The organism is Pseudoalteromonas sp. Ps84H-4 (assembly GCF_024124645.1).
In the GTDB taxonomy this organism is placed as follows: domain Bacteria; phylum Pseudomonadota; class Gammaproteobacteria; order Enterobacterales; family Alteromonadaceae; genus Pseudoalteromonas; species Pseudoalteromonas lipolytica_C.
Genome location: NZ_JAMXSK010000001.1, coordinates 211,179 through 234,487 on the forward strand (window position 1 = coordinate 211,179; position 23,309 = coordinate 234,487).

Below are 23,309 nucleotides of genomic sequence, written 5' to 3' on the forward strand. Positions count from 1 at the left end.
GCATAAAAAAAGGGGCTAAACAGCCCCTTTTTCTTATAACCAGCAAATAACTGGCTACTCAATCATCATTAAGCGTCTTTTGGCTCTTCAGCTTTTTCTTCAGCAGCTGGTTCCATTGCTTCTTTGATGCTTAAACGTACACGACCTTGGCGATCTACTTCAAGAACTTTAACTTTAACTTCTTGGCCTTCGCTTAGGTGGTCAGCTACGTTGTTAACACGCTCAGTGCTGATTTGTGAAATGTGCACTAGACCGTCTTTACCCGGAAGGATATTAACGAACGCACCAAAATCAACGATACGTACAACTTTACCAGTGTAGATTGCACCTACTTCTAGTTCAGCAGTTAATTGCTCAATACGCTTAATAGCTTCGTTTGCACTCATGCCATCAGTTGCAGCGATCTTGATTGTACCGTCATCTTCGATTTCAATCGTTGTGCCAGTTTCTTCAGTAAGTTGACGGATAGTTGCGCCACCTTTACCGATAACTTCAGCGATTTTCTTAGCAGGGATTTGCATTGTGTAGATGCGTGGTGCGAACTGAGATAACTCTTCAGAAGGAGCAGAAATCGCTTCGTCCATAACACCTAAGATGTGTAAACGTGCAGCTTTCGCTTGTTTAAGCGCGATTTGCATGATTTCTTTAGTGATACCTTCGATCTTGATATCCATTTGTAGTGCTGTGATACCGTTTGAAGTACCCGCTACTTTAAAGTCCATATCACCTAAGTGATCTTCATCACCTAAGATGTCAGAAAGAACAACGAAATCGTCGCCTTCTTTAACTAGACCCATCGCAATACCAGCAACAGATGCTTTGATTGGTACACCAGCGTTCATAAGTGCTAGTGATGTACCACATACTGATGCCATAGACGATGAACCGTTTGATTCAGTGATTTCTGAAACAACACGGATTGAATATGGGAAGTCAGCTAGTGTTGGTAATACCGCAGCAATACCACGTTTAGCTAGGTTACCGTGACCGATTTCACGACGCTTAGGAGAACCTACAAAACCTGTTTCACCTACGCAGAACGGAGGGAAGTTATAGTGAAGCATGAAGTGATGCTTGTTAGTACCAGTTAAGTCGTCGATTAACTGTGAATCACGCTCAGTACCAAGTGTTGCAGTCACAAGTGCTTGCGTCTCACCACGAGTGAAGATTGCAGAACCGTGAGTACGTGGTAAAACACCCGTCATTACATCTAGTGCACGAACCATGTCTGGTTCACGACCATCGATACGCTTTTCACCAGCGATGATACGGCCACGAACGATTTCTTTTTCTAAAGAACCGAATAGTTTGCCAACTTCTTGTGTATCTAGCTCTTCGCCTTCAGCAAGTTCCGCTGTTAATTTAGCAACAACTTCTTCTTTCGCAACACCAAGTGCTTCTTTACGCGCTACTTTGTCAGTGATGCGGTAAGCTTCACCTACTTTTTCAGCAGCGATTGCAGAGATTTTCTCAGCAAGAGTTACGTTTTTCTCTGGTGCAGTCCAATCCCAAGCTGGTTTACCAGCTTCTGCTTTGAACTCGTTGATTGCGTTTATGATAGCTTGAGATTGCTCATGACCATAAACAACCGCACCTAACATGACGTCTTCAGATAGTGTTTCAGCTTCTGATTCAACCATAAGTACTGCGTTATCAGTACCAGCAACAACTAGGTCTAATTGGCTTTCTTCAAGCTCAGCGAGTGTTGGGTTAAGTACGTATTCACCGTTGATGAAACCAACACGTGCTGCACCGATAGGACCATTAAATGGAATACCAGAGATAGCAAGTGCTGCTGAAGTACCAATCATAGCAACCATGTCAGGTTGGATTTCTGGGTTAACAGAAACAACTGTCGCGATTACTTGTACTTCGTTTACGAAACCGTCTGGGAAAAGTGGACGAATCGGACGGTCGATTAGACGAGCGATAAGTGTTTCGCCATCGTTTGGACGACCTTCACGCTTAAGGAAACCACCAGGGATACGACCCGCAGCGTACATACGCTCTTGATAGTTAACTGTTAGTGGGAAGAAGTCTTGACCTGGTTGTGCATCACGCTTACCAACAACAGTAACTAATACTGAAGTGTCGCCAATGCTTGCTAGTACTGCGCCGTCAGCTTGACGAGCGATAGCACCTGTTTCTAGAGTCACAGTGTGTTGACCTAGTTGAAATTCTTTAATAATTGCTTGCACTTAAAAATGTCCTTTAAATGTAAAAGCAACTCAGAGCAGTGCTCCGAATTGGTAAAAAATAGTCCATCAAAGTACCAATTACAGTACTTAATTAAACTTAAGAAAAATTAATTAAGTACTACAATTGGCAATGATGTTTTTTCAATCACTTAGCAGATTTGCCTACTAAGATGTGCGCTAGTATACCTTTCATAAGCGCACAAAAAAAGGGGCTATATAGCCCCTTTTCTCGTAATCTAGTTCTTAGCGACGTAGGCCAAGCTCTTGGATTAACGCAGTGTAACGTGCAATGTCTTTACCTTTAAGGTAATCAAGCAGTTTACGGCGTTGGCTTACTTTGCGTAAAAGACCACGACGTGAGTGGAAGTCGTGCTTGTGATCAGCAAAGTGACCTTGAAGCTTGTTGATATCGAAAGTTAGAAGTGCAACTTGTACTTCAGGTGAACCAGTGTCGCCTTCAGCGCGTGCAAATTTAGCGATGATTTCAACTTTTTCTTGATTGCTTAGTGACATAGTAACTCCAAAAATTAATTTAAATTGTGTTTTAGCCGATCACTAATTCAGCCAAAACGATTGAGCGGGCGTATTCTACCAGCTTTAGTAATAACTACAAGGTAATCTTTACTCAGGCAATTGATTTGATAAACCGCGCTTTGATTTTAGGTGCCCATCTTTATGACGCTCACCAGTGCCAATAAACACGCCATCAGCCATAACTTTTACCACGCCATCAGGCACAGGTTTACCAATTACCACTGTTTGACCATGGCTGAACGCCACGCCCTGCTCTTGTGTAATTTCAATCACAGGTAAATCAACCAGTGCGGTATCCATTGGCAAAAGTAGCTCATCTAGGTAGCTTGAAGGTGCCAAATCATCTGCTTTTGCTTGTTGTAGCTTTTCTTCAAGTTGCTCAAGAGTGACCATTTTCTCACTAGGATAATGGCCCACAGCACTGCGATGTAACATGATAACATGCGCACCACAACCTAGCTTTTCACCTAAGTCGTCAACAATTGTACGAATATAGGTACCTTTAGACACATGCGCCGTCATTTGTACTTCGTTGTTCGCTTCGTCAAACTCATCAAGCGTTAAACTAAATACATTAATTTTTCGACACTTGCGCGGCACTTCAATGCCCTCTCGCGCATATTTATACAAAGGCTGACCTTGGTATTTAAGCGCTGAATACATTGAAGGATATTGATCCGACTCACCTATAAAACTGGCAATTTGCTCAGCTAATTGCTCACGCGTAACTGATACTTCACGCGTCTCAACGATTTCACCATCTGAATCAGAGGTGGTAGTTCGCTCGCCAAGTTTTGCGCGTACAACATAAGTTTTGTCTGTATCAAGCAAAAACTGGGTAAACTTAGTCGCTTCACCAAAACAAATTGGCAGCATACCCGTCGCGAGCGGATCAAGCGCACCGGTATGGCCTGCTTTTTGTGCAAAGAAAATACCCTTTGCCTGCTGCAATGCTTTGTTTGATGAAATACCTTGCGGCTTATTAAGTAATAAAATGCCGTCAATAGCACGACCTTTACTGCGTCTAGCCATTAGTCTTTAGTGCCTTCTTCGCTATCATCTTCGTTTACATGCTTGGCATTATCTTCACGAATAACTGAGTCAACCAAGTTTGAAATACGCATACCTTCCATTAGCGAGTTGTCGATTACAAATCGTAACTCAGGCATGATGCGCGCACGAATGCGTTTACCTAATAAAGAACGAATATAACCCGTTGCTTCATTTAAGATTTTAGCGCTTTGCTTGGCTTTATCTTCATCATCAGTATTAAACACTGTGATAAATACTTTTGCATAAGATAAGTCGCGAGATACCTCAACCGCAGACACTGTCACCATGCCTAAGCGTGGATCTTTGATTTCGCGTTGAAGAATAACAGCAATCTCTTTTTGAATTTGCTGAGCAACACGATCAGTGCGAGAAAATTCTCTCATTTCATTTCACTCTAAAATAATAACTTATTGATGTTAAACAATAAGTTAATTTAATTACGAATACACAAATGGGGGCTAGGCCCCCATTTAAAATAGTGACTTAAACGAAATTAAAGTGAACGTTGTACTTCAACCGTCTCGAATACCTCGATTTGGTCGCCAACTTTAACATCGTTGTAGTTCTTAACGCCGATACCACATTCCATACCGTTACGTACTTCTTGTACGTCATCTTTAAAGCGACGTAGTGACTCAAGTTCACCTTCATAGATAACCACGTTATCACGAAGTACACGGATAGGCGCGCTACGCTTAACGATACCTTCAGTAACCATACAACCTGCGATTGCACCAATCTTAGGTGACTTGAACACGTCACGAACTTCAGCAAGACCAATGATCTCTTGCTTAAATTCTGGAGCAAGCATACCTGACATCGCTTGTTTAACTTCTTCAATCAGGCTGTAGATTACGCTGTAGTAACGTAAGTCTAGGTTTTCTGACTCAATCACTTTACGAGCTGAAGCATCAGCACGTACGTTAAAGCCAACAACGATTGCGTTAGATGCCGCAGCAAGCGTTGCATCAGTTTCAGTGATACCACCTACACCTGAACCAACAATCTTCACTTTAACTTCATCAGTAGAAAGCTTAGTTAGTGAATCAGCAATCGCTTCAATCGAACCTTGTACGTCAGCTTTAAGTACGATGTTAACTTCTGAAACATCGCCTTCCGTCATGTTAGTAAACATGTTTTCAAGCTTCGCTTTTTGTTGACGAGCAAGCTTCACTTCACGGAATTTACCTTGACGATAAAGTGCTACTTCACGCGCTTTGCGCTCATCTTTAACAACAGTAGCTTCATCACCCGCAGCAGGGATACCAGATAGACCTAAAATCTCAACTGGGATAGATGGACCTGCAGACTTGATGTCTTTACCGTTCTCATCTTTCATCGCACGTACACGGCCATATTCAAGACCACAAAGTACGATATCACCTTGGTTAAGCGTACCAGACTGAACTAGGATTGACGCAACTGGACCACGGCCTTTATCAAGACGTGATTCAATTACAACACCTGCAGCCATGCCTTCTGCTGGTGCAGTAAGTTCTAAGATCTCAGCTTGCATTAATACAGCTTCAAGTAGGTCATCGATACCTAAACCAGTTTTTGCAGAGATGTGTACAAATTGCGTATCACCGCCCCACTCTTCAGGGATAACGTCTAACTGAGCTAACTCGTTCTTAACGCGATCTGGGTCGATACCTTCTTTATCCATCTTGTTAACTGCGATGATTAAAGGAACGCCAGCAGCACGGGCGTGCTGAACCGCTTCTTTAGTTTGTGGCATTACACCATCATCCGCAGCAACAACTAGAATAACGATATCTGTTGCTTTCGCACCACGAGCACGCATTGATGTAAACGCGGCGTGGCCCGGAGTATCTAAGAATGTGATCATGTGACCATTTGTTTCAACGTGGTATGCACCAATGTGCTGAGTAATACCACCGGCTTCGCCAGAAGCAACTTTTGCTGAACGAATGTAATCAAGTGTTGACGTTTTACCGTGGTCAACGTGACCCATTACTGTCACAACCGGTGCACGAGGAATGGCTTTACCTTCTTCGCTACGGTCGCTTAGTACTTTCTCTTCTAATTCGTTTTCTTTAACGATGATAACCTTGTGGCCCATTTCTTCAGCAACTAGTTGTGCTGTTTCTTGGTCGATCACTTGGTTGATGGTAACCATGTCACCCATCTTCATCATTGTTTTAACAACTTCAGCACCTTTAACCGCCATACGTGATGCAAGCTCTGCAACAGTGATTGTTTCACTGATACGAACTTCGTTTTTCACGTCAGCCGTTGGTTTTTGGAAACCATGTTGTAAAGACGTTGGTGCTTTAAGCTTGCCTTTTTTGCCTTTAGGACCAACAGGCATTTTCTCTTTTTGAGGTCCTTTTTTCTTTTTCTTACGACGAGCGCTTTGCTCTTCACGTGCATCAGACTCATCTTCTGCTTCACGTGCGTAAGTTGAAGTTGTAAGGTGGTGATCAGCGTTTTCTTCACGCTGCTTACGCTCTTCTTCTTCCTTTTTCCAGCGAGCTTCATTTTCTTCAGCTAGCTTTCTTGCCTCTTCTGCTTGACGTTTCGCTTCTTCTTCAGCTTTTCTCAATGCGGCCTCTTCTGCTTCTTTTTGCAGACGCTCAGCTTCGGCGCGATCTTTTTCAGACTTAGCACTTTGCTCTGGGGTCATCTGCTTCTGTTTCGCTTTACGCTCAGCTTCAGCTTTGCGTTTAGCCTCTTCTTTGGCTTTACGGTCAGCTTCTTCTTTCGCTTTACGTTCTGCCTCTTGTTTCGCTTTAAGCTCCTCAGCTTCTTGCTGGGCTTTAAGCTCTGCTGCCTTACGGGCAGCTTCTTCTGCAGCTAAACGCTCTTCTTCTTGCTGTTGCTCAATGGCGCTTTTCTTAACATAAGTACGAGTTTTACGTACTTCAACTTGGACAGACTTTGCTTTACCTGTTGAGCCAGTCACGCTAAGCGTGCTTTTGCTTTTACGTTGCAAAGTCATGCGGGCTGGGCCTTCAGAACCCGTACCGCCATGCTGCTTGCTCAAGTGGTCAAGTAACGTCGACTTTTCAGACTCAGTTACCATATCACCTGCTTTTTTAGAAATACCGGCTTGCTCAAGCTGCTGTAGTAGTTTATCAACAGTTGTACCAATATCTCCGGCTAGTTTTTCAACATTTACTTCTGCCATAGTGTGTAATACCTCCGTTAATAAATTACTCTTCTGCGAACCAACAAATGTTACGCGCAGCCATAATTAGCTTGCCAGCTTCTTCTTCTGAAAGTTCAGTGATATCCACTAACTCATCAATGCCTTGCTCTGCTAAATCTTCTAGTGTTACTACACCTTTACTTGCCATAACAAATGCAAGGTGACGCTCAAGACCTTCAAGTGCAAGTAAGTCCTCTGCAGGCTCTGCACCTTCAAGGCTTTCTTCTGTCTTAAGCGCTTTTGTTGTTAACGCGTCTTTTGCACGTGAACGTAAGATATCAACTGTTTCTTCATCTAAACCGTCGATTTCTAAGAATTCTGATGCTGGAACGTAAGCAACTTCTTCAAGTGTTGAGAAACCTTCGTTGATAAGTAATGTTGCAAACTCATCATCAATATCTAGGTACTCAGTGAATAAGTTGATTAGTTTATCAGACTCAGCTTCATTCTTTTCACGCATTTCATCAACTGTCATTACGTTTAATTCCCAGCCAGTTAATTGGCTAGCAAGACGTACGTTCTGACCGTTACGACCGATTGCTTGCGCTAGGTTATCTGCTTCTACAGCGATATCCATTGAATGCGTGTCTTCGTCCATTACGATTGACGCAACTTCTGCTGGTGCCATCGCATTAATAACGAATTGAGCTGGGTTGTCATCGTAAAGAACGATATCAACACGCTCACCGCCAAGCTCTGTAGAAACAGCTTGTACACGTGCACCACGCATACCAACACACGCACCCACAGGGTCAATACGTTTGTCGTTTGATTTAACAGCGATCTTTGCACGAGAACCAGGATCACGCGCCGCGGCACGTAATTCAATCATTTCTTCGCCAATCTCTGGCACCTCAATGCGGAATAACTCCATTAGCATCTCAGGCTTAGAACGTGTTACGAACAATTGTGCTCCACGTGCTTCTGGTTTTACTTCGTAAAGTAAACCACGAATACGGTCACCCGGACGGAAGTTTTCACGCGGTAGCATGTCGTCACGGTAAATAACCGCTTCAGCATTGTTACCTAGGTCAAGGATAATAGCGTCACGTGTTGCTTTTTTTACAACACCTGTTACTAATTCACCTTGTTGATCTTTATATTCTTCAACAACAAGTGCGCGCTCAGCTTCACGTACTTTTTGTACGATAACTTGCTTCGCCATTTGCGTTGTAATACGGTCAAATTTAATTGATTCGATTTGCTCTTCAACGTAATCACCAAGTTGTAAAGACGGGTCTTCAACTTGTGCTGCTTCTAATGTGATTTCGCTGTAAGGATGTTCTAATGAACCATCTTCAAGAACTTCTGCAATTTTCCAACGACGGAATGTATCGTAATTACCTGTTTTACGATCAATTGCTACGCGAACATCAATTTCGCCATCGTGTTTTTTCTTTGTAGCAGTCGCTAATGCGAACTCTAACGCTTCAAAAATCTTTTCTTTTGGAACCGCTTTCTCATTGGAGACGGCTTCAGCAACCAATAATATTTCTTTTGCCATGGGTTATGCCTCGCTTGCCCTATTCCTTCGCACTCGAATTAAAACTTTGCGATGATGTTCGCACGTTCGATATTACTAAGCATAATCATATGCTCAGTGCCATCTGCCGAAAGTGTGATCATATCACTGCTAACTGATACTAAGTCGCCTTTAAAGTTACGACGACCATCTTGTGGAAGCTTAGTACGCACGCGTACTTCTTCTCCTTGCGCCTTCTCGTAATGATCTTGTTTGAATAATGGACGATCAACACCAGGAGACGACACTTCCAAATCATATTCATTTGTAATTGGATCTTCGACATCCAAAATTGCGCTAACTTGACGACTTACGTCGGCACAATTGTCAACCGTAATCCCTGCATCGTGATCGATATAAACACGTAATGTAGAGTGGCGACCAGCTTGCACAAACTCAAGACCATGTAACTCAAAGCCTAACATTTCTACGGCTGGTGAGAGCATGGTTACTAAATCTTGCTCAAGTTTTGTCACGAAAATCCTCCATACAAACAAAAAAAGGGCATAAAGCCCTGAAATACTGAGTTTAATGATGATTAAAACACATCATGCTAGACCAGATACAACAACGCCCCGAACCAAGCGGGGCGTCACACCTAAAGCATAAAACTGTGTGGCCTAGGGCCAAGCTTGGTTGCGAGTCAAATATCTGACTAAATTAAACTAGATAGCCTAAACGCAAAACGCGCATTACCCAGAATGCGCGACTTCATACAGTAAATTAATTACTGAGCACACTAAGCGCATTTAAAATGCCTTAGTATGTAGTTGGTTGCGGGAGCCGGATTTGAACCGACGACCTTCGGGTTATGAGCCCGACGAGCTACCAGGCTGCTCCATCCCGCGCCAATCGATATTAAAGTAAATTACTTAATATCATCTAATCGAGTATTAACACCTCAATTCAATGGCGGCCATTATAAGCATGTAGCGCTCAATTAGCAACCTTCCAGCATGAATTAGTTAGACTATTTTTTACCTAAAAATTTTATGACAGCATTGTCATAAAATTTATTGTTTTATTAAATCTGGTCTATATTAAGTCATATAATAAGAACAACCTATAGCCAAGACTATATAAGTGAGCTGCGATGAGTTTATCCACTGCACAAAAAAGGCTTTTACAGCAAAACATTAAACATTTAAAACCTAATTTCCATCAATTTACTTTACAGTTCCACACACTGGCAAATAAGCACAGTTTACACATGACCCTGCCCAGTCAAGAAAGTATTAATAGGCGTAGTTATCTGCTTTTTTGTGCTTTGAATAAAGTTGTCATGCACTTAGATGATTTGAAACAAGTAACACCTTTCATAGAATACTTAGCCAACAACCTCAGTTTTTTAAACGTAACAAGTCAAGATATAGATAATTTAACGAATGCTTTTATGAAAACCGTTGAATCAATGCAAGAACCTATGAGTGAACAACTTAAAGATGCGTGGCAATTAGCAACTCTCCTTTTTGCAAATATCGTTAAGTGCTATTTGTTTTCATACAGCAATGTCATACCACTGCAAGACAATTTCGCAGTAAGACGAACCTCATAATTTAACCAGCTCATTACTCAATCTGTCTAATTGGCGTTGTTCTACTGCAATTAGAGTATTGTACTTTTTAGTTACTGCACTCATTTTGGCGGACAACGCATAATCTTTATTCACATTACTAAGATTAATTGCCTGTTTATCAGCTTGCTGTTGTAATTTGACTATCTGTTGATTCAATTCATCGTAATAGCTGTCTATCTTGTTATTGTGTTCAGTCATTTTTCGCTTGATCTGTTCACTGCGAATATAGCTATCAATCTCGGTGTTTTCAGTCTTTGATAGCGTTGACTCTAAGCTAGCTTGCTCTGCATTTAATCTATCAATATTACGTTGTTCATTATCGATTAATAAATTATAACGCTCTGAAACAGCAGTCATTTGTTCAGCAACTGCGGCTGCCTTTTTTGCTCCAAATGAAGAGCGAAAGTACTCATCTGCCTGATTATTCAATGCAGCTATTTCACTATTTAATCGCGCGGTAAAGGTATCTATCTTATCGAAATGCTCAGCCTTTTTCACAGCGATTTGTTTCAAACGAATATATCTATCAAGCTCATCATTTTGCTTAGCAAGTGCGACAGGTTTAGGTACTGAGTTAGGGTTAGTTTGAAGCTGATGGTCTTCGATAACTATCAGCTTTGCATCAACACCACATGGTTGCTGACTAAATTCAACAGTACCATCATGCTCGCACTTGTAAATGGCCGCATTTGCAATTGAACTTGCCAACACCCCTGTGATGGCAATTACTAATTGAATGACATTATTATTCATATTTCACCTTCCGTAGTGGTGCACATCAATTAAATGGTAACACCCTAATTGCTATTCATACTCTATAATAGATCGATATTCAGGTTCACGTCGTAAAGAATAATTTACCTCAGACTGGGTATAGACAGCGTGCAATTTTCTACCATCCGATTTATTTTTGGCGACCAGCTAAACGCCAACCACAGCTGGTACAAAGAGCAAGATCAACAACATATACTATATGTTGTTGCCGAATTAAAACAAGAAACAAACTATGTGAAGCACCATATCCAAAAGGTAGCTGCATTTTTCGCAGCCATGGAAAACTTTGCTAAGGCGCTTGATAAAGTCGGGTTAAATTGCCTACACCTTACGCTTGATGATACAAAAGATGACAGCACCTTGTGTGAATTATTGACCCGACTGGCCAAACACTATCAGTGCAGCACTATTGAATATCAATACCCTGATGAGTTCAGACTAAAAAAACAAATGTCAGAATTTGCTGAGCAAAGTGATTTAGACGTCAAAGGCTATGATACAGAGCACTTTCTACTGCCGTTTGAAGATATAAGTACGCACTTTAAAAAAGATAAACACGTCAAAATGGAATTTTTCTATCGTGCAATGAGAAAGCGCTTTAATATTCTCATAGACGACGATAATCAACCTTGCGGCGGGCAATGGAATTTTGACCAGCAAAACAGAAATAAGTTAAAACAAAACGACCTTGATAAAATCCCAGCTCCATTATGTTTTAGCCATGACGTGATCCACATCTTAAAACGTATCGAAAAACATAAAGTAAATACCTTCGGTGAATGCGGAAAAACTTTGCTGTGGCCAACTACACGTAATGATGCCAAACAACTGCTGCGTTTTTTTTATGAAAACCTGCTGCCCCATTTTGGCCAATTTCAAGACGCAATGACCTGCAATTCACAGCATCAATGGTCTTTGTATCATAGCCGCTTGTCATTTGCTCTTAACACCAAGATGCTACATCCGATGCAAGTCATTAAACAAGTGTTAGACACCTACGAGCAACATACTGATGATATAGATATTGCGCAAGTTGAAGGATTCATTAGACAAATCCTTGGCTGGCGCGAATATGTAAGAGGGATTTACTGGCAGAATATGCCTCAATACAGTGAAAAAAATCACTTAAATGCACAGCGTTCTCTACCAGAGTATTTTTGGCATGGTAAAACAAACATGAATTGTATGCAGCATGCCATCAAACAAAGCCTTGAAACAGCTTATGCCCATCACATACAACGCTTAATGGTCACTGGGAATTTTTGCTTATTGACCGCAATCGAGCCAACTGAAGTTGATGCATGGTATCTAGGTATTTACATCGATGCTATTGAATGGGTTGAAATGCCCAATACTCGGGGAATGAGTCAGTTTGCTGATGGTGGGTTAATTGCCACTAAACCCTATGCTGCTAGTGGCAATTACATTAATAAAATGAGTGATTACTGCAAACACTGCAGCTACAAAGTAAAAGAGAAAACCACTGACGATGCGTGTCCATTTAACAGTTTATATTGGCACTTTATGTTAGAGCATGAGGAACAGTTATCGCAAAACCCACGGATCGGTATGATCTATAAAAACTGGTATAAACAAGATGAAGCTCTTCAGCAAGCGACGCTTGAGCGAGCCAAATGGTGTTTAAATAATTTAGAAAAGCTGTAATAAAAAAGCCGCCTCAATTGAGGCGGCTTATTACTAACAAATAACTAGGGAAACAATGCTTTGTTGATAAGTATAAAATTACTTATTCTCGAGTAATTTACCATTACCAATTTCGATTTTACGTGGTTTCAGCGCTTCTGGAATTTCACGTTGTAAATCGATACTTAGTAAGCCGTTTTCAAGGTCAGCGCCTAATACTTTAACGTGGTCGCCTAATTGGAACTTACGTTCAAAGTTACGCTCAGCAATGCCTTGATGAATGAACTTACGCTCTGCATTGTCTTCTTTGTCAGCTTTTGTGCCACTGACTTTTAATGTGTTGTTTTCTGACTCGATGGTCAATTCACTTTCACTAAAACCGGCAACAGCCATAGTGATACGATATTTGTCTTTATCGAGTGCTTCGATGTTATACGGAGGAAAACTTGGCTGCTTGTCTGTACGAGCTGCCGCATCCATTAATGATGCTAAATGATCGAAACCGATGAATGAACGATAAAGTGGTGATAAGTCTACTGTACGCATAATTATATCCTCATATTTAAGCGATATTTTGTTAGTACTCTTCTATTGAACCAGTGCTAACAAAGTTAAATTAATACTATATATTTCAATTACTTTAGTTTGTTTGGGACCCATCAGGCGTCCTCACTAAACTATTTATGGGCGGGTAAATTCTTTTCAAGATTTTTAGCAAAAAAAAATTGCAATTTTTTTAAATTAAATGAAAGTTAAGTGCTCTCAAACTGGTCTGAATAAGTTGATTTTAAAGGGCTAACCACGTACAAAATAACAATGAAAAAAAATCCAACTTTTTTAAAAAAATTTTTAAGTGTGCTAAAAAATGTCGTGTTAATGGCAGTCATTGTGTATGCCGTGACCACATTTCAGCAGCGAAATTTACTCTCAACTGATAAAACCCCTGCCCCCTATTTTAATTTGGCCACGTTAAAAGACCCGACACAGCGAATGACTATTGCGCAATTGCAAGGAAAGCAAACAGTGGTGTATTTCTTTGCGCCATGGTGCTCAATTTGCCGCTACAGTATGCCAAATTTAGAAACTGCCTATCAGCAAGGTAAGTTAAATGCGATAGCGATTGCCCTCGATTATGAGAATATTACTGAAGTAAAACAGTTTACTGATTCACTCGAATTAACCATGCCTGTGTTACTTGGCAGTAAAAGTACAGGCCAAGATTATAAAATCAGTGCCTACCCAACTTATTATGTTATTGATGAGCAGCTGGCTATCACTGCGCATTCTATGGGTTACTCAACAGAACTCGGCCTCAGAATCCGCACACTTGATTAGCTCAATCACATTTGCTGAGAAAAAATAGAACAGTACAATCGATTTTATGCACTGTTTTTATTCATTTAATTCGTTAAGATGATAACCAGATAAACCATCGAGGAGAGCGATATGTTAACTGTAATTTTTGGCCGTGAAGGCTGCCCATACTGTGTACGTGCAAAAGACGTTGCTGAAAAACTAGCTAATGAGCGTGATGATTTTAAATACCGCTATATCGACATCATTAAAGAAGGCATCAGCAAAGCAGATTTAGAGCAGTCTGCTGGCAAACCTTGCCCAACCGTACCACAGATTTTTATTGACCAAGCCCATATTGGTGGCTTCACTGAGTTCGAAGCATACGCTAAAGAAAATTTAGGGTTATATCAATAAATTGTAAACGTGGTTGATTTTTGCAAATTTAAATTGATTAAATTATGACCAACATCAACCACATACAAATTAGTTGTAATTTATACAAGCAATTGCCTTGTATTTCCTATACAATGCGCGCCTCTTTAAATTCGTTGAGGCGTATTAATGTCAGAACCAGTCACGTTTGAATCTCTAAATCTTTCTCCTGCAATCCTTAAAGCAGTTGAAGAGTTGGGTTACAAGACTCCATCTGAAATCCAAGCTCAATGTATACCGTTATTGCTAGAAAGAAAGGACGTACTGGGACTAGCGCAAACGGGTACAGGTAAAACAGCAGCATTTGCACTGCCGTTACTAAATAATATTGACCCGTCTGTGAAGCAGCCACAGATCCTTGTTTTAACGCCTACGCGTGAACTTGCGATCCAAGTAGCTGAGGCATTCGAACAATATGCTAAGCATACTCGTGGTGTGGAAGTTTTAGCCCTATATGGTGGCCAAAGCTACAGCATCCAACTAAGTGCACTTCGTCGTGGCGCGCAAATTATTGTTGCAACGCCGGGCCGCTTAATTGACCACATTAACCGTGGCACTATCAAGTTTGAGAGCTTACAAGCCCTTGTTCTTGATGAGGCAGACGAAATGTTACGCATGGGCTTCATTGATGATGTAGAAAGCATCATGGAGAAAACGCCACGTGAAAAGCAAACATGTCTTTTCTCTGCGACCATGCCTAAGCAAATCCAAAATATTAGCAGCAAGTACATGAATGAGCCTGAGCAAGTTCATATTTCTGCTCGTAACTCAACTGTATCAACAGTTGAGCAAGTATTTTGGAATGCACATGTACACAAAAACAAAGCAATCGTTCGCTTCTTAGAAGCTGAAGAATACGATGGTGCAATTGTTTTCGTACGTACGCGTAACGACACGGTACAGTTAGCTGAATTACTTGAGCGCGAAGGTTTCTCTGCGGCACCACTTAATGGTGACATGAACCAACAAGCACGTGAACGTACAGTAGATCGTTTGAAAAACGGCCTAGTTGATATCGTTATTGCAACAGACGTTGCTGCACGTGGTCTTGATGTAGATCGTTTAAGCTTAGTTATCAACTACGATATCCCGCAAGACTCTGAAGCCTACGTTCACCGTATCGGCCGTACAGGTCGTGCAGGTCGTACAGGTAAAGCGATTCTTTTCGTAAAACACAACGAGCGTTATTTACTTAAAAATATCATTCGTCATACGAAATCAGAGATCGCACAAGTTGACTTGCCAACTGCAAAAGTCGTTGAAGAAAAGCGTATTAAAGCACTTCAAGACAAGTTAACAATTGCGCTTGAAAACAAAGACATTACGTTCTTTAATCAAGTAGCTGCTAACATGGCTGAAAAACTTGAGTTAAGTACTGAAGACTTAGCAGGTGCGTTACTTTGTTTAGCGCAGCAACAATCACCAATCAAGGTTGAAGAAGTTAAAGTTCAACCGCGTGGCGAACGCAGCGAACGTGGCGACCGTCGTCGCAACGAACGTGGTGATCGTGGTGGTGAGCGTTCTGCACGCGAGCGTAAACCTCGTGAACCGCGCGAGCGCAATAGCCGCAGCATGGGTCCTATGGATACTTACCGTATCGAAGTAGGTCGCGAGCACGGTGTACAAGTTAAAAACATTGTTGGTGCGATTGCTAACGAAGCTGATATCTCAAGCAAGTTTATTGGTGATATTCGCTTACACGACAGCCACAGCACAGTACAGTTACCACAGAACATGCCAAAAGATGTGCTTGATCACTTCCAAAAGGTATTTATCTGTAAACGTCCGATGAATATGACGCTAACGCAAGATCAAGGTCCTGCTGCTCCTCGCGCAGAACGCCCAAGTGGTGACCGTGGTGATAAAAAGCGTAACTTCAAAGACCGTGGTGAAAAACGTGGTGGCCCTCGTAAAGAGCGTCGTCCAGTGAGCTTCACAGCTAACTAATGTAAGCTGTAAGCAATAAAAAAACCTTGTCATGCGAGTGACAAGGTTTTTTTGTGTCTGTAGTAAAGCTGTCAGCTATCAGACCGCAGTTTTTAAAGCCTCAAGCTGGATTGCTGAGGCTTTAAAACTTAATCATTATGAACCAATGGCTGGGTATGCGTAGCTTGATTGTAGACCTAGTGGGATACCTAAGCCCCAGTACGCAAGTAAGAAGATACTCCAACCTATTAAAAAGGCGATTGAATAAGGTAACATCATCGCGATTAATGTTCCGATACCTGTGCCTTTTACATACTTCTGACAGTACACTACAACCAGTGGGAAGTATGGCATCAGTGGCGTGATGATATTCGAGCTTGAGTCACCTACACGATACGCAGCTTGCGTTAAATCAGGTGAAATGCCCAGTTGCATCAACATTGGAACAAAGATTGGCCCTAACAGCGCCCATTTTGCTGAGCTTGAGCCAACAAATAGGTTCACAAACGCCGTTAAAAAGATAATACCTACCACAGTGACTGAGCTTGGCAGTGCCATTGCTTTAAGTAGCTCTGCACCTTCAATCGCAAGTAATGCGCCAAGGTTTGATTTACTAAATGCGGCAATAAATAACGCACAGAAGAACGCCATAACAATATAGTAAGCCATACCGCTCATGGCTTTACTCATGGCATCTATCATATCTTTAGAACTTTTGAAGGTACCCACTGCAAAACCGTAGACGGCGCCTGGGATCCAAAACAGTAAGAAAATAAGCGGTACAATTGATTGCATTAACGGTGAGCGGAAGTTAGTTAATGAGCCATCGCTGCTTCGCATTGCTGAATCGGCTGGGGCCGAAACAAACCAAAGTAAAGCAAGGCCTGCAATCATCACTGTGCTTGCAATATAAAACGCTCGTTTTTCATCACTGCGCGCTTCGTCAAAGGCAGGTAAATCTTGTGTGTCACCATCAAGTGGCGTGTTTTGTAAGCGCGGCTCGATGATTTTATCTGTGATATACCAGCCTAATAAGATAATAAATAGGCTCGAAGCCGAGGTAAAAAACCAGTTGTTAAGCGGGTTTATTGCCATATCAGGATTAATAATTTGCGCTGCACTTTGCGTAAAGCTTTGTAGTAACGGGTCAATGCCTGATGGAATAAAGTTTGCGCTAAAGCCACCACTTACCCCAGCAAACGCTGCAGCAATACCGGCAAGCGGGTGACGACCCATCGCATAGAAAATAACCCCAGCCAATGGGATAACTAACACATAACCGGCATCAGTGGCGGTATGACTGACAATCGCCACTAAAATAATAGAAGGCGTTAAAAGCTGTTTTGGTGTTACTTTTAGCATTAACTTAAGGCCAGTGTTGATGAAGCCAGAATGCTCAGCAACCCCGACACCTAACATAGCAACGAGTACCACACCAAGCGGGGCGAAGCTGGTAAATGTTTTCACCATCGACGATAAGAAGGTGGCTAATGAATCACCCGCAAGTAAGTTATTTACAACGATGGCTTCGCCTGTGCGTGGGTCTATAGCGTCAAATGTGGTGCCCGAAAAGAGCCAAGATAAAAACCAAATTAATAGCATAGCGACTAAGAAGATAATCGCCGGATCGGGCAGTTTATTACCCACCCTTTCAATCGTATTTAGAAAACGTGCTATCGCACCGCTTTGTGCTTGCACATCATTATTGTTATTCATTTTCAAATTCCCTAGAAAAAATTCTCGTTAACCTTAACGTATCTAAGTAATAAGGTAAATTTTAAGTTAATAGCTTTACTGATAATGCTAAGGTCTAGCTGTAAAAAAAGCGACACAGGTCGCTTTATAAATTTAGTTTAGATACTAAGTTAAGCTGCTAGCGCTTTAACTTCATCCCACAGACGCACAACAAGCTCTTTATCTTCTTCGTTTAGCTCACCATTGCGGTAAGCTTTAACTAAGCTTGATTCTACTTGATTGTTAAGTTCCTCAATTGACAAGTTTAATTCTTCTACTTGTGCATAACCTACCGCTAAGTCAAAGTGACCACGTAAATAGCCACCCGCAAACAGTTCGTCGTCAGTCGCTTTATCAACTAAATCATCAAAATATTGCTGCGCTGCATCAATATAACTTACTAAACTCATTGTTACTTCTCCTCTGGGTGCAGCCCATCTTGATGACCCACTGCATACATAATATGGTCATTAAAACCGGTGGTTACGCGTATATAACCACTTAATTCATCGTCTAACTCACTATCGCCGGTATCGGCAATCAGCGGTCGGCCATTTAAGGCCTGTAATTTAGTTTTAGTCGCCACTACAATAATATTGTCACGACCAATAGCACGAATAAGTGCAGGGCTTAATTGCTGATTTCCTCTGCCGAATATATGGCCTTGGCCACCAATTAAGGTAATCACTAATTTAGTCGCTTTACCTTCGGTAAGCTCAAGTAATTGCTGAGCCGTTAAATCCTGTGCAACGAGCTCTTGATCAGCCACTAAATCAACACCTAACAAGGTATTTTCAAGGCCCATTTCTTCCATTATTGCAGCCACGGTTGAACCACTGCCCATCACATATAAACAGTCTTCATCCATTTCACTAACAACATAAGCCGCAATATCGGCAAGCACTAATTCATCGGTTTCTTTACCGCCATTTTTAACTGCCTGTACATAACGTACTTCACTAGGCACTTGCATTTCACCATAGCGCTTAGCTTTTACCGTGCCTTCGCGAAATGCTTCTTCGTCGATATCCATCACATCGGCATCGCTAAGGCTGACAAGTTCACCTTTAACTAGCATCTCAACAACACGCCCAGCTGCTTTTGGGGTAATAGCATAAACCCCAGAATGAATTTTACAGCCTGCAGGAATACCTAATACAGGAGTGCTATCACCAACTGCGTGACAAATGTTGCGAGCAGTGCCGTCACCACCAGCAAATAAAATAAGATCGACACCTTGCTCGACCAATAGCTTGGCTGCCTGCTCTGTGTCATCAGGAGTAGTGATTTCATTGGTTTGGTAAATGGCCTGAGTATTAAAACCAAGCTGGCTTGCCGTTTGCTCACCCATTTCACCGTTTACAGTGTAAATGGTTAACTTATCTTGATGTGCAAGCAGAACCTCAAGTGCCGCTCGGGTGCGTAAGTTTGCTTTTGGCTCTGCGCCAAGTTGCATTGCCTTTGCTGCGGTATCTGCCCCATCACTGCCCTTGAGTGCGACACTGCCGCCTAAGCCGGCAACCGGATTTACAATTAAACCTAATTTAAACTGCATCAGCTAAAACTCCTGGGTTGCTATGAAAATCGCGCTGCCACGTAAACTGTGCAGCGGATAATGGCCATGGGGTGTTATAAAAATCGCTCAATGCTTTAAGTAACGCCTCTGTGCGCTGATTAAAGCCAGATGCTAATAGATCCAATACTTGCTGATGAACCCGCGCCTGAAAATCAAACCGGCAGGTTTGCTCGCCATTAAGATTATCAACCGATACATTAAAATCGAAACCCGCTGCTGTACTGAGCGCCCACTCAATGGCTTGCGGTTTTACTTCAACCGCTTCAAATTCAGCTTGCTGGTGTTTATCACGGCCATCTGGGCAATACCAATAACCATAATCTTCTTTTAACCGACGTGCCTCTCCTGCCACCAGCCAATGGGCAATCTCATGCAAGGCGCTGGCATAGAAACCGTGGGCAAATACAATTTGATGATAAGGCGTTTGCTCATCAGCAGGCAGGTAAATAGGTTCATCATCACCTTTTATCAAACGTGTATTATGACTTTGATAAAAGGTGTTTTCAAAAATAGTGATTAAGTCAGCAATCTGATGCATACGGCTTGAATTCGTCTCGTTAAAAGCGTCACTAAAAACGAGGCGAATTGTACGGACTTTTCAGCCTAAAGTAAAAGCAACCGCCCTCAGTTACAGGTATTTTGCGATATCAACATCATCGATTTGCTCTGGGTTTAAATAGCGCTTTGCATACTCAAGGTAAATACCTGACGTTAAGAACAATTTGAATACATCTTCATCAACATGCTGATCGGCCACCATCTTCGCTAAAATATCAATGGCAACACTCAGCGGTTTGGCTTTTTTGTAGGGTCTGTCGGCTGCGGTCAATGCTTCAAATATATCAGCAAGCACCAACACGCGTTCAGGTATCGATAAATCATCCGCAGACAACTTACGCGGATACCCCGTGCCTTTTAAAGTTTCGTGGTGAGTCGAGGCATAACGTGGCACACGGGCTAATTCTTCAGGAAACGGCACATTATCGAGCATACGTATAGTGCTAATAATGTGCTCATTAATTTTAAATCGGTCTTCACTTGTTAATGTACCGCGCTGAACCTGTAAGTTATATAACTCTCCTAAGTTATATTTATACTCAGGAATATCTACTTTTATCCCTAACCGTTCATCATAGTGAATTGGTTTATCGTGGGCAATCAAATGCTCAGGCTTATCTGAAAGTAGCTTTTCAGTTACAGGGAGTTGCTCATCATTGCTATGAACTCGCAGCTCTTCGACTGGTGAAAGGCCTATTTTATCGTCAAAATAGCGCTGCCAAGTAATAGTGCTGAGCGCTTCTAAACGCTCAAGGCTAGCTTCATCCATAAACTCGCCCCCTACATTACAGGTAGCGATAAACGAAAAATCACTCCGCAGCTCTGCTTGGCGTTTAGTAAGTTCAGCCTCAAGCTCTGGCTGCTTTTCGGGTGTGGCTTGCAATGCTTTTAGATAAGCGATTTCTGCATCTCGCCAAAGTACTTCAAAACGTGTACGCACTTCGTGTATACGGTTGTATATTGTTTCTAACTTAGTGCCTTTATCTACGATATGTTCTGGCGTGGTAATTTTACCGCAGTCATGTAGCCACGCTGCGAGACTAAATTCTCTTAGCTCGTCTTTATTTTTAAACGTAAACTCTTTAAAAGCATGTTCATTTGAGCTTGAAGCTGCTTTGGCTAGCATAATGCCAAGCTCTGGTACCCGTTCGCAGTGCCCTGCTGTATAGGGAGACTTATCATCGATAGCCTGTGCGATAAGCTCAATAAATGACTCCATTAAGGCCTTTTGCTTTTGCTCATGTTGCTGAATCGATTGACTCATTTGCACCATAGAGCGAGATAGGTTGTTAATTTCTTTAATACTGCTTTTTAGCGTAGAAACTTGGTCAAATTGACGCCGTTTAATCTTTAAGTTTTCGCCCTCTAAGGTCTTAATTGGTGCAACGATAGGTGAGGCAAAAAACCACGACACGGGTAAAACCATAATTAAGCATGCGGCAGTGATTAAAATTGACAGCTTAATTTTCTCGCGAGTAGAGCTTAATACACCTTCTTTGGGCACCACTATCGCTAGGAAATCGCTATTATCGCCCATCTCAGAAAGCGGGGTGATATATACGTACTTTTCAACCCCATTAAGAGTCATCAAACGTAAATGGGCAAAGTTTGTTTTATCTTTAATTAAGGTTAAAAATTCAGGGTAAGGCACGGTGCCAATCACTTGTGGTTGCTGATTGGGGTCGCTTCCTAACCATTTACGCTCAAGTGCTGCAATATACGAATCTGGCAGTTGCTCTATTGCCATATCAATTAAATCTTTAAGCGCTGCATCCTCCGGGTGAAACAGTAAATGCAGCGTATCGGGTAAAAGGTCATGGCTGTAACTATCAAGCTGATTATATTGAACCCCATCAATAAAAAACTGCTTTTGGGTGTATTTGAACACCGCCTCGTTATCTAGGCCTGCAAAGACCCGCCCTTGGCTTACCGCATCAAGTACCGCTTTTGTACTTGGCAGCTCAACAATGTCGATGTCGGGAAAGTGCTCTTTGATCACTTTGATCACCGACCAACCTTCGCCAATTGCAAGCTGCTTACCCGCCAACTGCTTCATGCTAACAACTGGGGGCGTACCTTGTGCAGTAATAATACTAAATGGCAAGGTTGCCATGGTTTGGCTCATAATACCAAGCGGCTCATTGGCAGGCGTTTTAAAAATAGGCTGAATAACATCTATTTCTTTTTTAGCAAATTGATTCAAAAACTCAGACCAAGTAAACCCATTGATAAAGGTCACTTTAATTCCGAGCATATTGGCCAAGCCATTAATGTAATCAATGCTATAGCCTTTGGGGTTACCGCCAACACTAAAATCCATTGGCGGCCAATTAGTTTCGTTTGAGACACTTAAATAAGGGTACTTAGCCAAGACACTTTGCTGGGCCTCAGTCAGAGGGAGTTTTTCAAGCGTTGGCAGAAGTAAGCTATGCTTTTGTTGGTTAGAGGCGACAATTTCACCCTCTTTATTATAAATATACAGCTCACTTAAATACTGGCTGCTCATTTTACTTTGCTGTTTGCTTAGGTACTCTGAAATGCTCGATAAGCTAACGTCTAACGCCAACACACTATTTTCGCTTGCTGACTTTATCGAATAGGTTTGCCCTGGTGCTTGCAGGTGGGTAAAGAAGTATGGTTTGGTTTTATTGACACGGGTAGAGTTTGCTTGCTTAAACCACAAACGCTCTCGCGGATCATAGCTGGTACCTTTTGTTTGAGAGATGCGTAAATTAAATTGCTGGTCAAAATAATGAGTGTGCTGAACTCGATCTGCCCCTTCATCGGTAATATGGATCACCACCCAGCGATCAGCTTCGATGGCTTGCAGCTGTTGGCGAACTATTTCACTACTCTCTAAATTAATTAATTCGTAAAAGTCACCATTTTCATACCCCACATATAAAGCATAAAACAATGGATTGAGCTGCATGATTTCACTCATGACATTTCTCAGTTCACTTTTATCTTCATTGTTGGCACTGATAAGACTACCGTTTTGTACCATCACACTTAAAGTGTTTTCAGATTTTTCGTTCACACCGGTCAGGTAATCAGCGACAGAGCCTGTGGCTAAATTAAAGTTTTTGACACTGGCTTCTAACGCCATTTTTTCACTGAAATAATATTGCAAACTGATGGCAATTAACGCGGTGAGTGAGGTTGCTAATACGAACACAGCAACAACGGTAAGACGAATCGAAAAACGAATTTTTTGTTTGAGTTTTTGAAAAGCAGATACCAGCACTTATGCATCTCCTTGCAATGCTTTGTTCGTAAATAATATTAGCTTGTATAATATGTATACACCAATA

Annotated in this window: 19 protein-coding genes and 1 tRNA gene; 5 read left to right on the forward strand and 15 right to left on the reverse strand. The window is 41.8% G+C overall.

The window, feature by feature from the left end; genetic code table 11:
• Positions 1-68: 68 nt before the first annotated feature.
• From pnp to NH454_RS01005, 8 genes are all read right to left on the reverse strand, one after another.
• Positions 69-2,198 (reverse strand): polyribonucleotide nucleotidyltransferase, encoded by a 2,130-nt coding sequence (gene pnp, locus NH454_RS00970; RefSeq protein WP_253038067.1) that lies wholly within the window; start codon positions 2,196-2,198, stop codon positions 69-71.
• A gap of 243 nt (positions 2,199-2,441) precedes the next feature.
• On the reverse strand, positions 2,442-2,711 hold the full coding sequence (gene rpsO, locus NH454_RS00975) for a 30S ribosomal protein S15 (protein WP_036969894.1): 270 nt from the start codon (positions 2,709-2,711) through the stop codon (positions 2,442-2,444).
• A 108-nt stretch (positions 2,712-2,819) separates the two neighbouring features.
• The gene (truB, locus tag NH454_RS00980; RefSeq protein ID WP_253038068.1) at positions 2,820-3,764 is read right to left on the reverse strand and encodes a tRNA pseudouridine(55) synthase TruB; all 945 of its coding nucleotides are present in this window, start codon (positions 3,762-3,764) and stop codon (positions 2,820-2,822) included.
• Positions 3,764-4,168 (reverse strand): 30S ribosome-binding factor RbfA, encoded by a 405-nt coding sequence (rbfA, locus tag NH454_RS00985; protein ID WP_036969898.1) that lies wholly within the window; start codon positions 4,166-4,168, stop codon positions 3,764-3,766. Before rbfA ends, truB begins: the two co-directional genes overlap by 1 nt.
• Before the next feature lie 110 nt (positions 4,169-4,278).
• The gene (gene infB / locus NH454_RS00990; protein ID WP_135923956.1) at positions 4,279-6,936 is read right to left on the reverse strand and encodes a translation initiation factor IF-2; all 2,658 of its coding nucleotides are present in this window, start codon (positions 6,934-6,936) and stop codon (positions 4,279-4,281) included.
• Between the two features lie 25 nt (positions 6,937-6,961).
• Entirely contained in the window at positions 6,962-8,461 is a 1,500-nt protein-coding gene (gene nusA / locus NH454_RS00995; protein ID WP_135923955.1) for a transcription termination factor NusA, read from the reverse strand.
• Positions 8,462-8,499: 38 nt separating this feature from the next.
• Complete coding sequence (gene rimP / locus NH454_RS01000; RefSeq protein ID WP_062569821.1) at positions 8,500-8,955, reverse strand: ribosome maturation factor RimP; 456 nt, start codon at positions 8,953-8,955, stop codon at positions 8,500-8,502.
• Positions 8,956-9,250: 295 nt separating this feature from the next.
• Positions 9,251-9,327 (reverse strand) — tRNA-Met (locus NH454_RS01005).
• 245 nt (positions 9,328-9,572) lie between these two features.
• Here NH454_RS01005 and NH454_RS01010 point away from each other — a divergent pair.
• On the forward strand, positions 9,573-10,034 hold the full coding sequence (locus NH454_RS01010) for a globin (RefSeq protein ID WP_253038070.1): 462 nt from the start codon (positions 9,573-9,575) through the stop codon (positions 10,032-10,034).
• Here NH454_RS01010 and NH454_RS01015 read toward each other — a convergent pair.
• A complete protein-coding gene (locus tag NH454_RS01015; RefSeq protein WP_235382038.1) occupies positions 10,029-10,808 on the reverse strand; it encodes a DUF4124 domain-containing protein in 780 nt (259 codons plus the stop codon). The genes NH454_RS01010 and NH454_RS01015 overlap by 6 nt on opposite strands.
• 129 nt (positions 10,809-10,937) lie before the next feature.
• Here NH454_RS01015 and NH454_RS01020 point away from each other — a divergent pair, with 129 nt between their 5' ends.
• Entirely contained in the window at positions 10,938-12,494 is a 1,557-nt protein-coding gene (locus NH454_RS01020; protein WP_253038072.1) for a cryptochrome/photolyase family protein, read from the forward strand.
• 78 nt (positions 12,495-12,572) lie between these two features.
• On the opposite strand, the gene NH454_RS01025 is transcribed toward NH454_RS01020, so the two are convergent.
• Positions 12,573-13,019 carry an Hsp20 family protein gene (locus tag NH454_RS01025; protein ID WP_135923951.1) on the reverse strand — a complete coding sequence of 149 codons (447 nt, stop codon included), beginning with the start codon at positions 13,017-13,019 and terminating at the stop codon, positions 12,573-12,575.
• A 330-nt stretch (positions 13,020-13,349) separates the two neighbouring features.
• Between NH454_RS01025 and NH454_RS01030 the strand changes: the two genes are divergently transcribed.
• The 3 genes from NH454_RS01030 to NH454_RS01040 all read left to right on the forward strand — a co-directional run bounded on the left by NH454_RS01030 (position 13,350) and on the right by NH454_RS01040 (position 16,148).
• Positions 13,350-13,808 carry a TlpA disulfide reductase family protein gene (locus NH454_RS01030; protein ID WP_235382040.1) on the forward strand — a complete coding sequence of 153 codons (459 nt, stop codon included), beginning with the start codon at positions 13,350-13,352 and terminating at the stop codon, positions 13,806-13,808.
• 111 nt (positions 13,809-13,919) lie between these two features.
• The gene (locus NH454_RS01035) at positions 13,920-14,183 is read left to right on the forward strand and encodes a GrxA family glutaredoxin (RefSeq protein WP_054553185.1); all 264 of its coding nucleotides are present in this window, start codon (positions 13,920-13,922) and stop codon (positions 14,181-14,183) included.
• Positions 14,184-14,330: 147 nt separating this feature from the next.
• Positions 14,331-16,148, forward strand: coding sequence for a DEAD/DEAH box helicase (locus NH454_RS01040; RefSeq protein WP_135923949.1), 1,818 nt, complete (start codon positions 14,331-14,333; stop codon positions 16,146-16,148).
• Positions 16,149-16,283: 135 nt separating this feature from the next.
• On the opposite strand, the gene NH454_RS01045 is transcribed toward NH454_RS01040, so the two are convergent.
• From NH454_RS01045 to NH454_RS01065, 5 genes are all read right to left on the reverse strand, one after another.
• Positions 16,284-17,843, reverse strand: coding sequence for an AbgT family transporter (locus NH454_RS01045; protein WP_135923948.1), 1,560 nt, complete (start codon positions 17,841-17,843; stop codon positions 16,284-16,286).
• A gap of 149 nt (positions 17,844-17,992) precedes the next feature.
• Positions 17,993-18,271: a YfcL family protein gene (locus tag NH454_RS01050; protein ID WP_135923947.1), complete on the reverse strand. Its 279-nt coding sequence runs from the start codon at positions 18,269-18,271 to the stop codon at positions 17,993-17,995.
• 2 nt (positions 18,272-18,273) lie between these two features.
• Positions 18,274-19,416: an ATP-NAD kinase family protein gene (locus tag NH454_RS01055; RefSeq protein ID WP_235382041.1), complete on the reverse strand. Its 1,143-nt coding sequence runs from the start codon at positions 19,414-19,416 to the stop codon at positions 18,274-18,276.
• Entirely contained in the window at positions 19,406-19,975 is a 570-nt protein-coding gene (locus tag NH454_RS01060; protein ID WP_135923945.1) for an elongation factor P hydroxylase, read from the reverse strand. Before NH454_RS01060 ends, NH454_RS01055 begins: the two co-directional genes overlap by 11 nt.
• A 90-nt stretch (positions 19,976-20,065) precedes the next feature.
• Positions 20,066-23,242, reverse strand: coding sequence for an HD domain-containing phosphohydrolase (locus tag NH454_RS01065; protein WP_235382042.1), 3,177 nt, complete (start codon positions 23,240-23,242; stop codon positions 20,066-20,068).
• Positions 23,243-23,309 lie beyond the last annotated feature (67 nt).

What these genes read in the sequence shown, in the direction of transcription:
- NH454_RS01060 (WP_135923945.1), bottom strand. Translation starts at nt 19,975, where the DNA reads ATGCATCAGATTGCTGACTTAATCACTATTTTTGAAAACACCTTTTAT.
- NH454_RS01010 (WP_253038070.1), top strand. Translation starts at nt 9,573, where the DNA reads ATGAGTTTATCCACTGCACAAAAAAGGCTTTTACAGCAAAACATTAAA.
- NH454_RS01025 (WP_135923951.1), bottom strand. Translation starts at nt 13,019, where the DNA reads ATGCGTACAGTAGACTTATCACCACTTTATCGTTCATTCATCGGTTTC.
- NH454_RS01035 (WP_054553185.1), top strand. Translation starts at nt 13,920, where the DNA reads ATGTTAACTGTAATTTTTGGCCGTGAAGGCTGCCCATACTGTGTACGT.
- NH454_RS01050 (WP_135923947.1), bottom strand. Translation starts at nt 18,271, where the DNA reads ATGAGTTTAGTAAGTTATATTGATGCAGCGCAGCAATATTTTGATGAT.
- rbfA (WP_036969898.1), bottom strand. Translation starts at nt 4,168, where the DNA reads ATGAGAGAATTTTCTCGCACTGATCGTGTTGCTCAGCAAATTCAAAAA.
- nusA (WP_135923955.1), bottom strand. Translation starts at nt 8,461, where the DNA reads ATGGCAAAAGAAATATTATTGGTTGCTGAAGCCGTCTCCAATGAGAAA.
- NH454_RS01030 (WP_235382040.1), top strand. Translation starts at nt 13,350, where the DNA reads ATGGCAGTCATTGTGTATGCCGTGACCACATTTCAGCAGCGAAATTTA.
- NH454_RS01045 (WP_135923948.1), bottom strand. Translation starts at nt 17,843, where the DNA reads ATGAATAACAATAATGATGTGCAAGCACAAAGCGGTGCGATAGCACGT.
- NH454_RS01040 (WP_135923949.1), top strand. Translation starts at nt 14,331, where the DNA reads ATGTCAGAACCAGTCACGTTTGAATCTCTAAATCTTTCTCCTGCAATC.
- infB (WP_135923956.1), bottom strand. Translation starts at nt 6,936, where the DNA reads ATGGCAGAAGTAAATGTTGAAAAACTAGCCGGAGATATTGGTACAACT.
- rpsO (WP_036969894.1), bottom strand. Translation starts at nt 2,711, where the DNA reads ATGTCACTAAGCAATCAAGAAAAAGTTGAAATCATCGCTAAATTTGCA.
- truB (WP_253038068.1), bottom strand. Translation starts at nt 3,764, where the DNA reads ATGGCTAGACGCAGTAAAGGTCGTGCTATTGACGGCATTTTATTACTT.
- NH454_RS01015 (WP_235382038.1), bottom strand. Translation starts at nt 10,808, where the DNA reads ATGAATAATAATGTCATTCAATTAGTAATTGCCATCACAGGGGTGTTG.
- NH454_RS01055 (WP_235382041.1), bottom strand. Translation starts at nt 19,416, where the DNA reads ATGCAGTTTAAATTAGGTTTAATTGTAAATCCGGTTGCCGGCTTAGGC.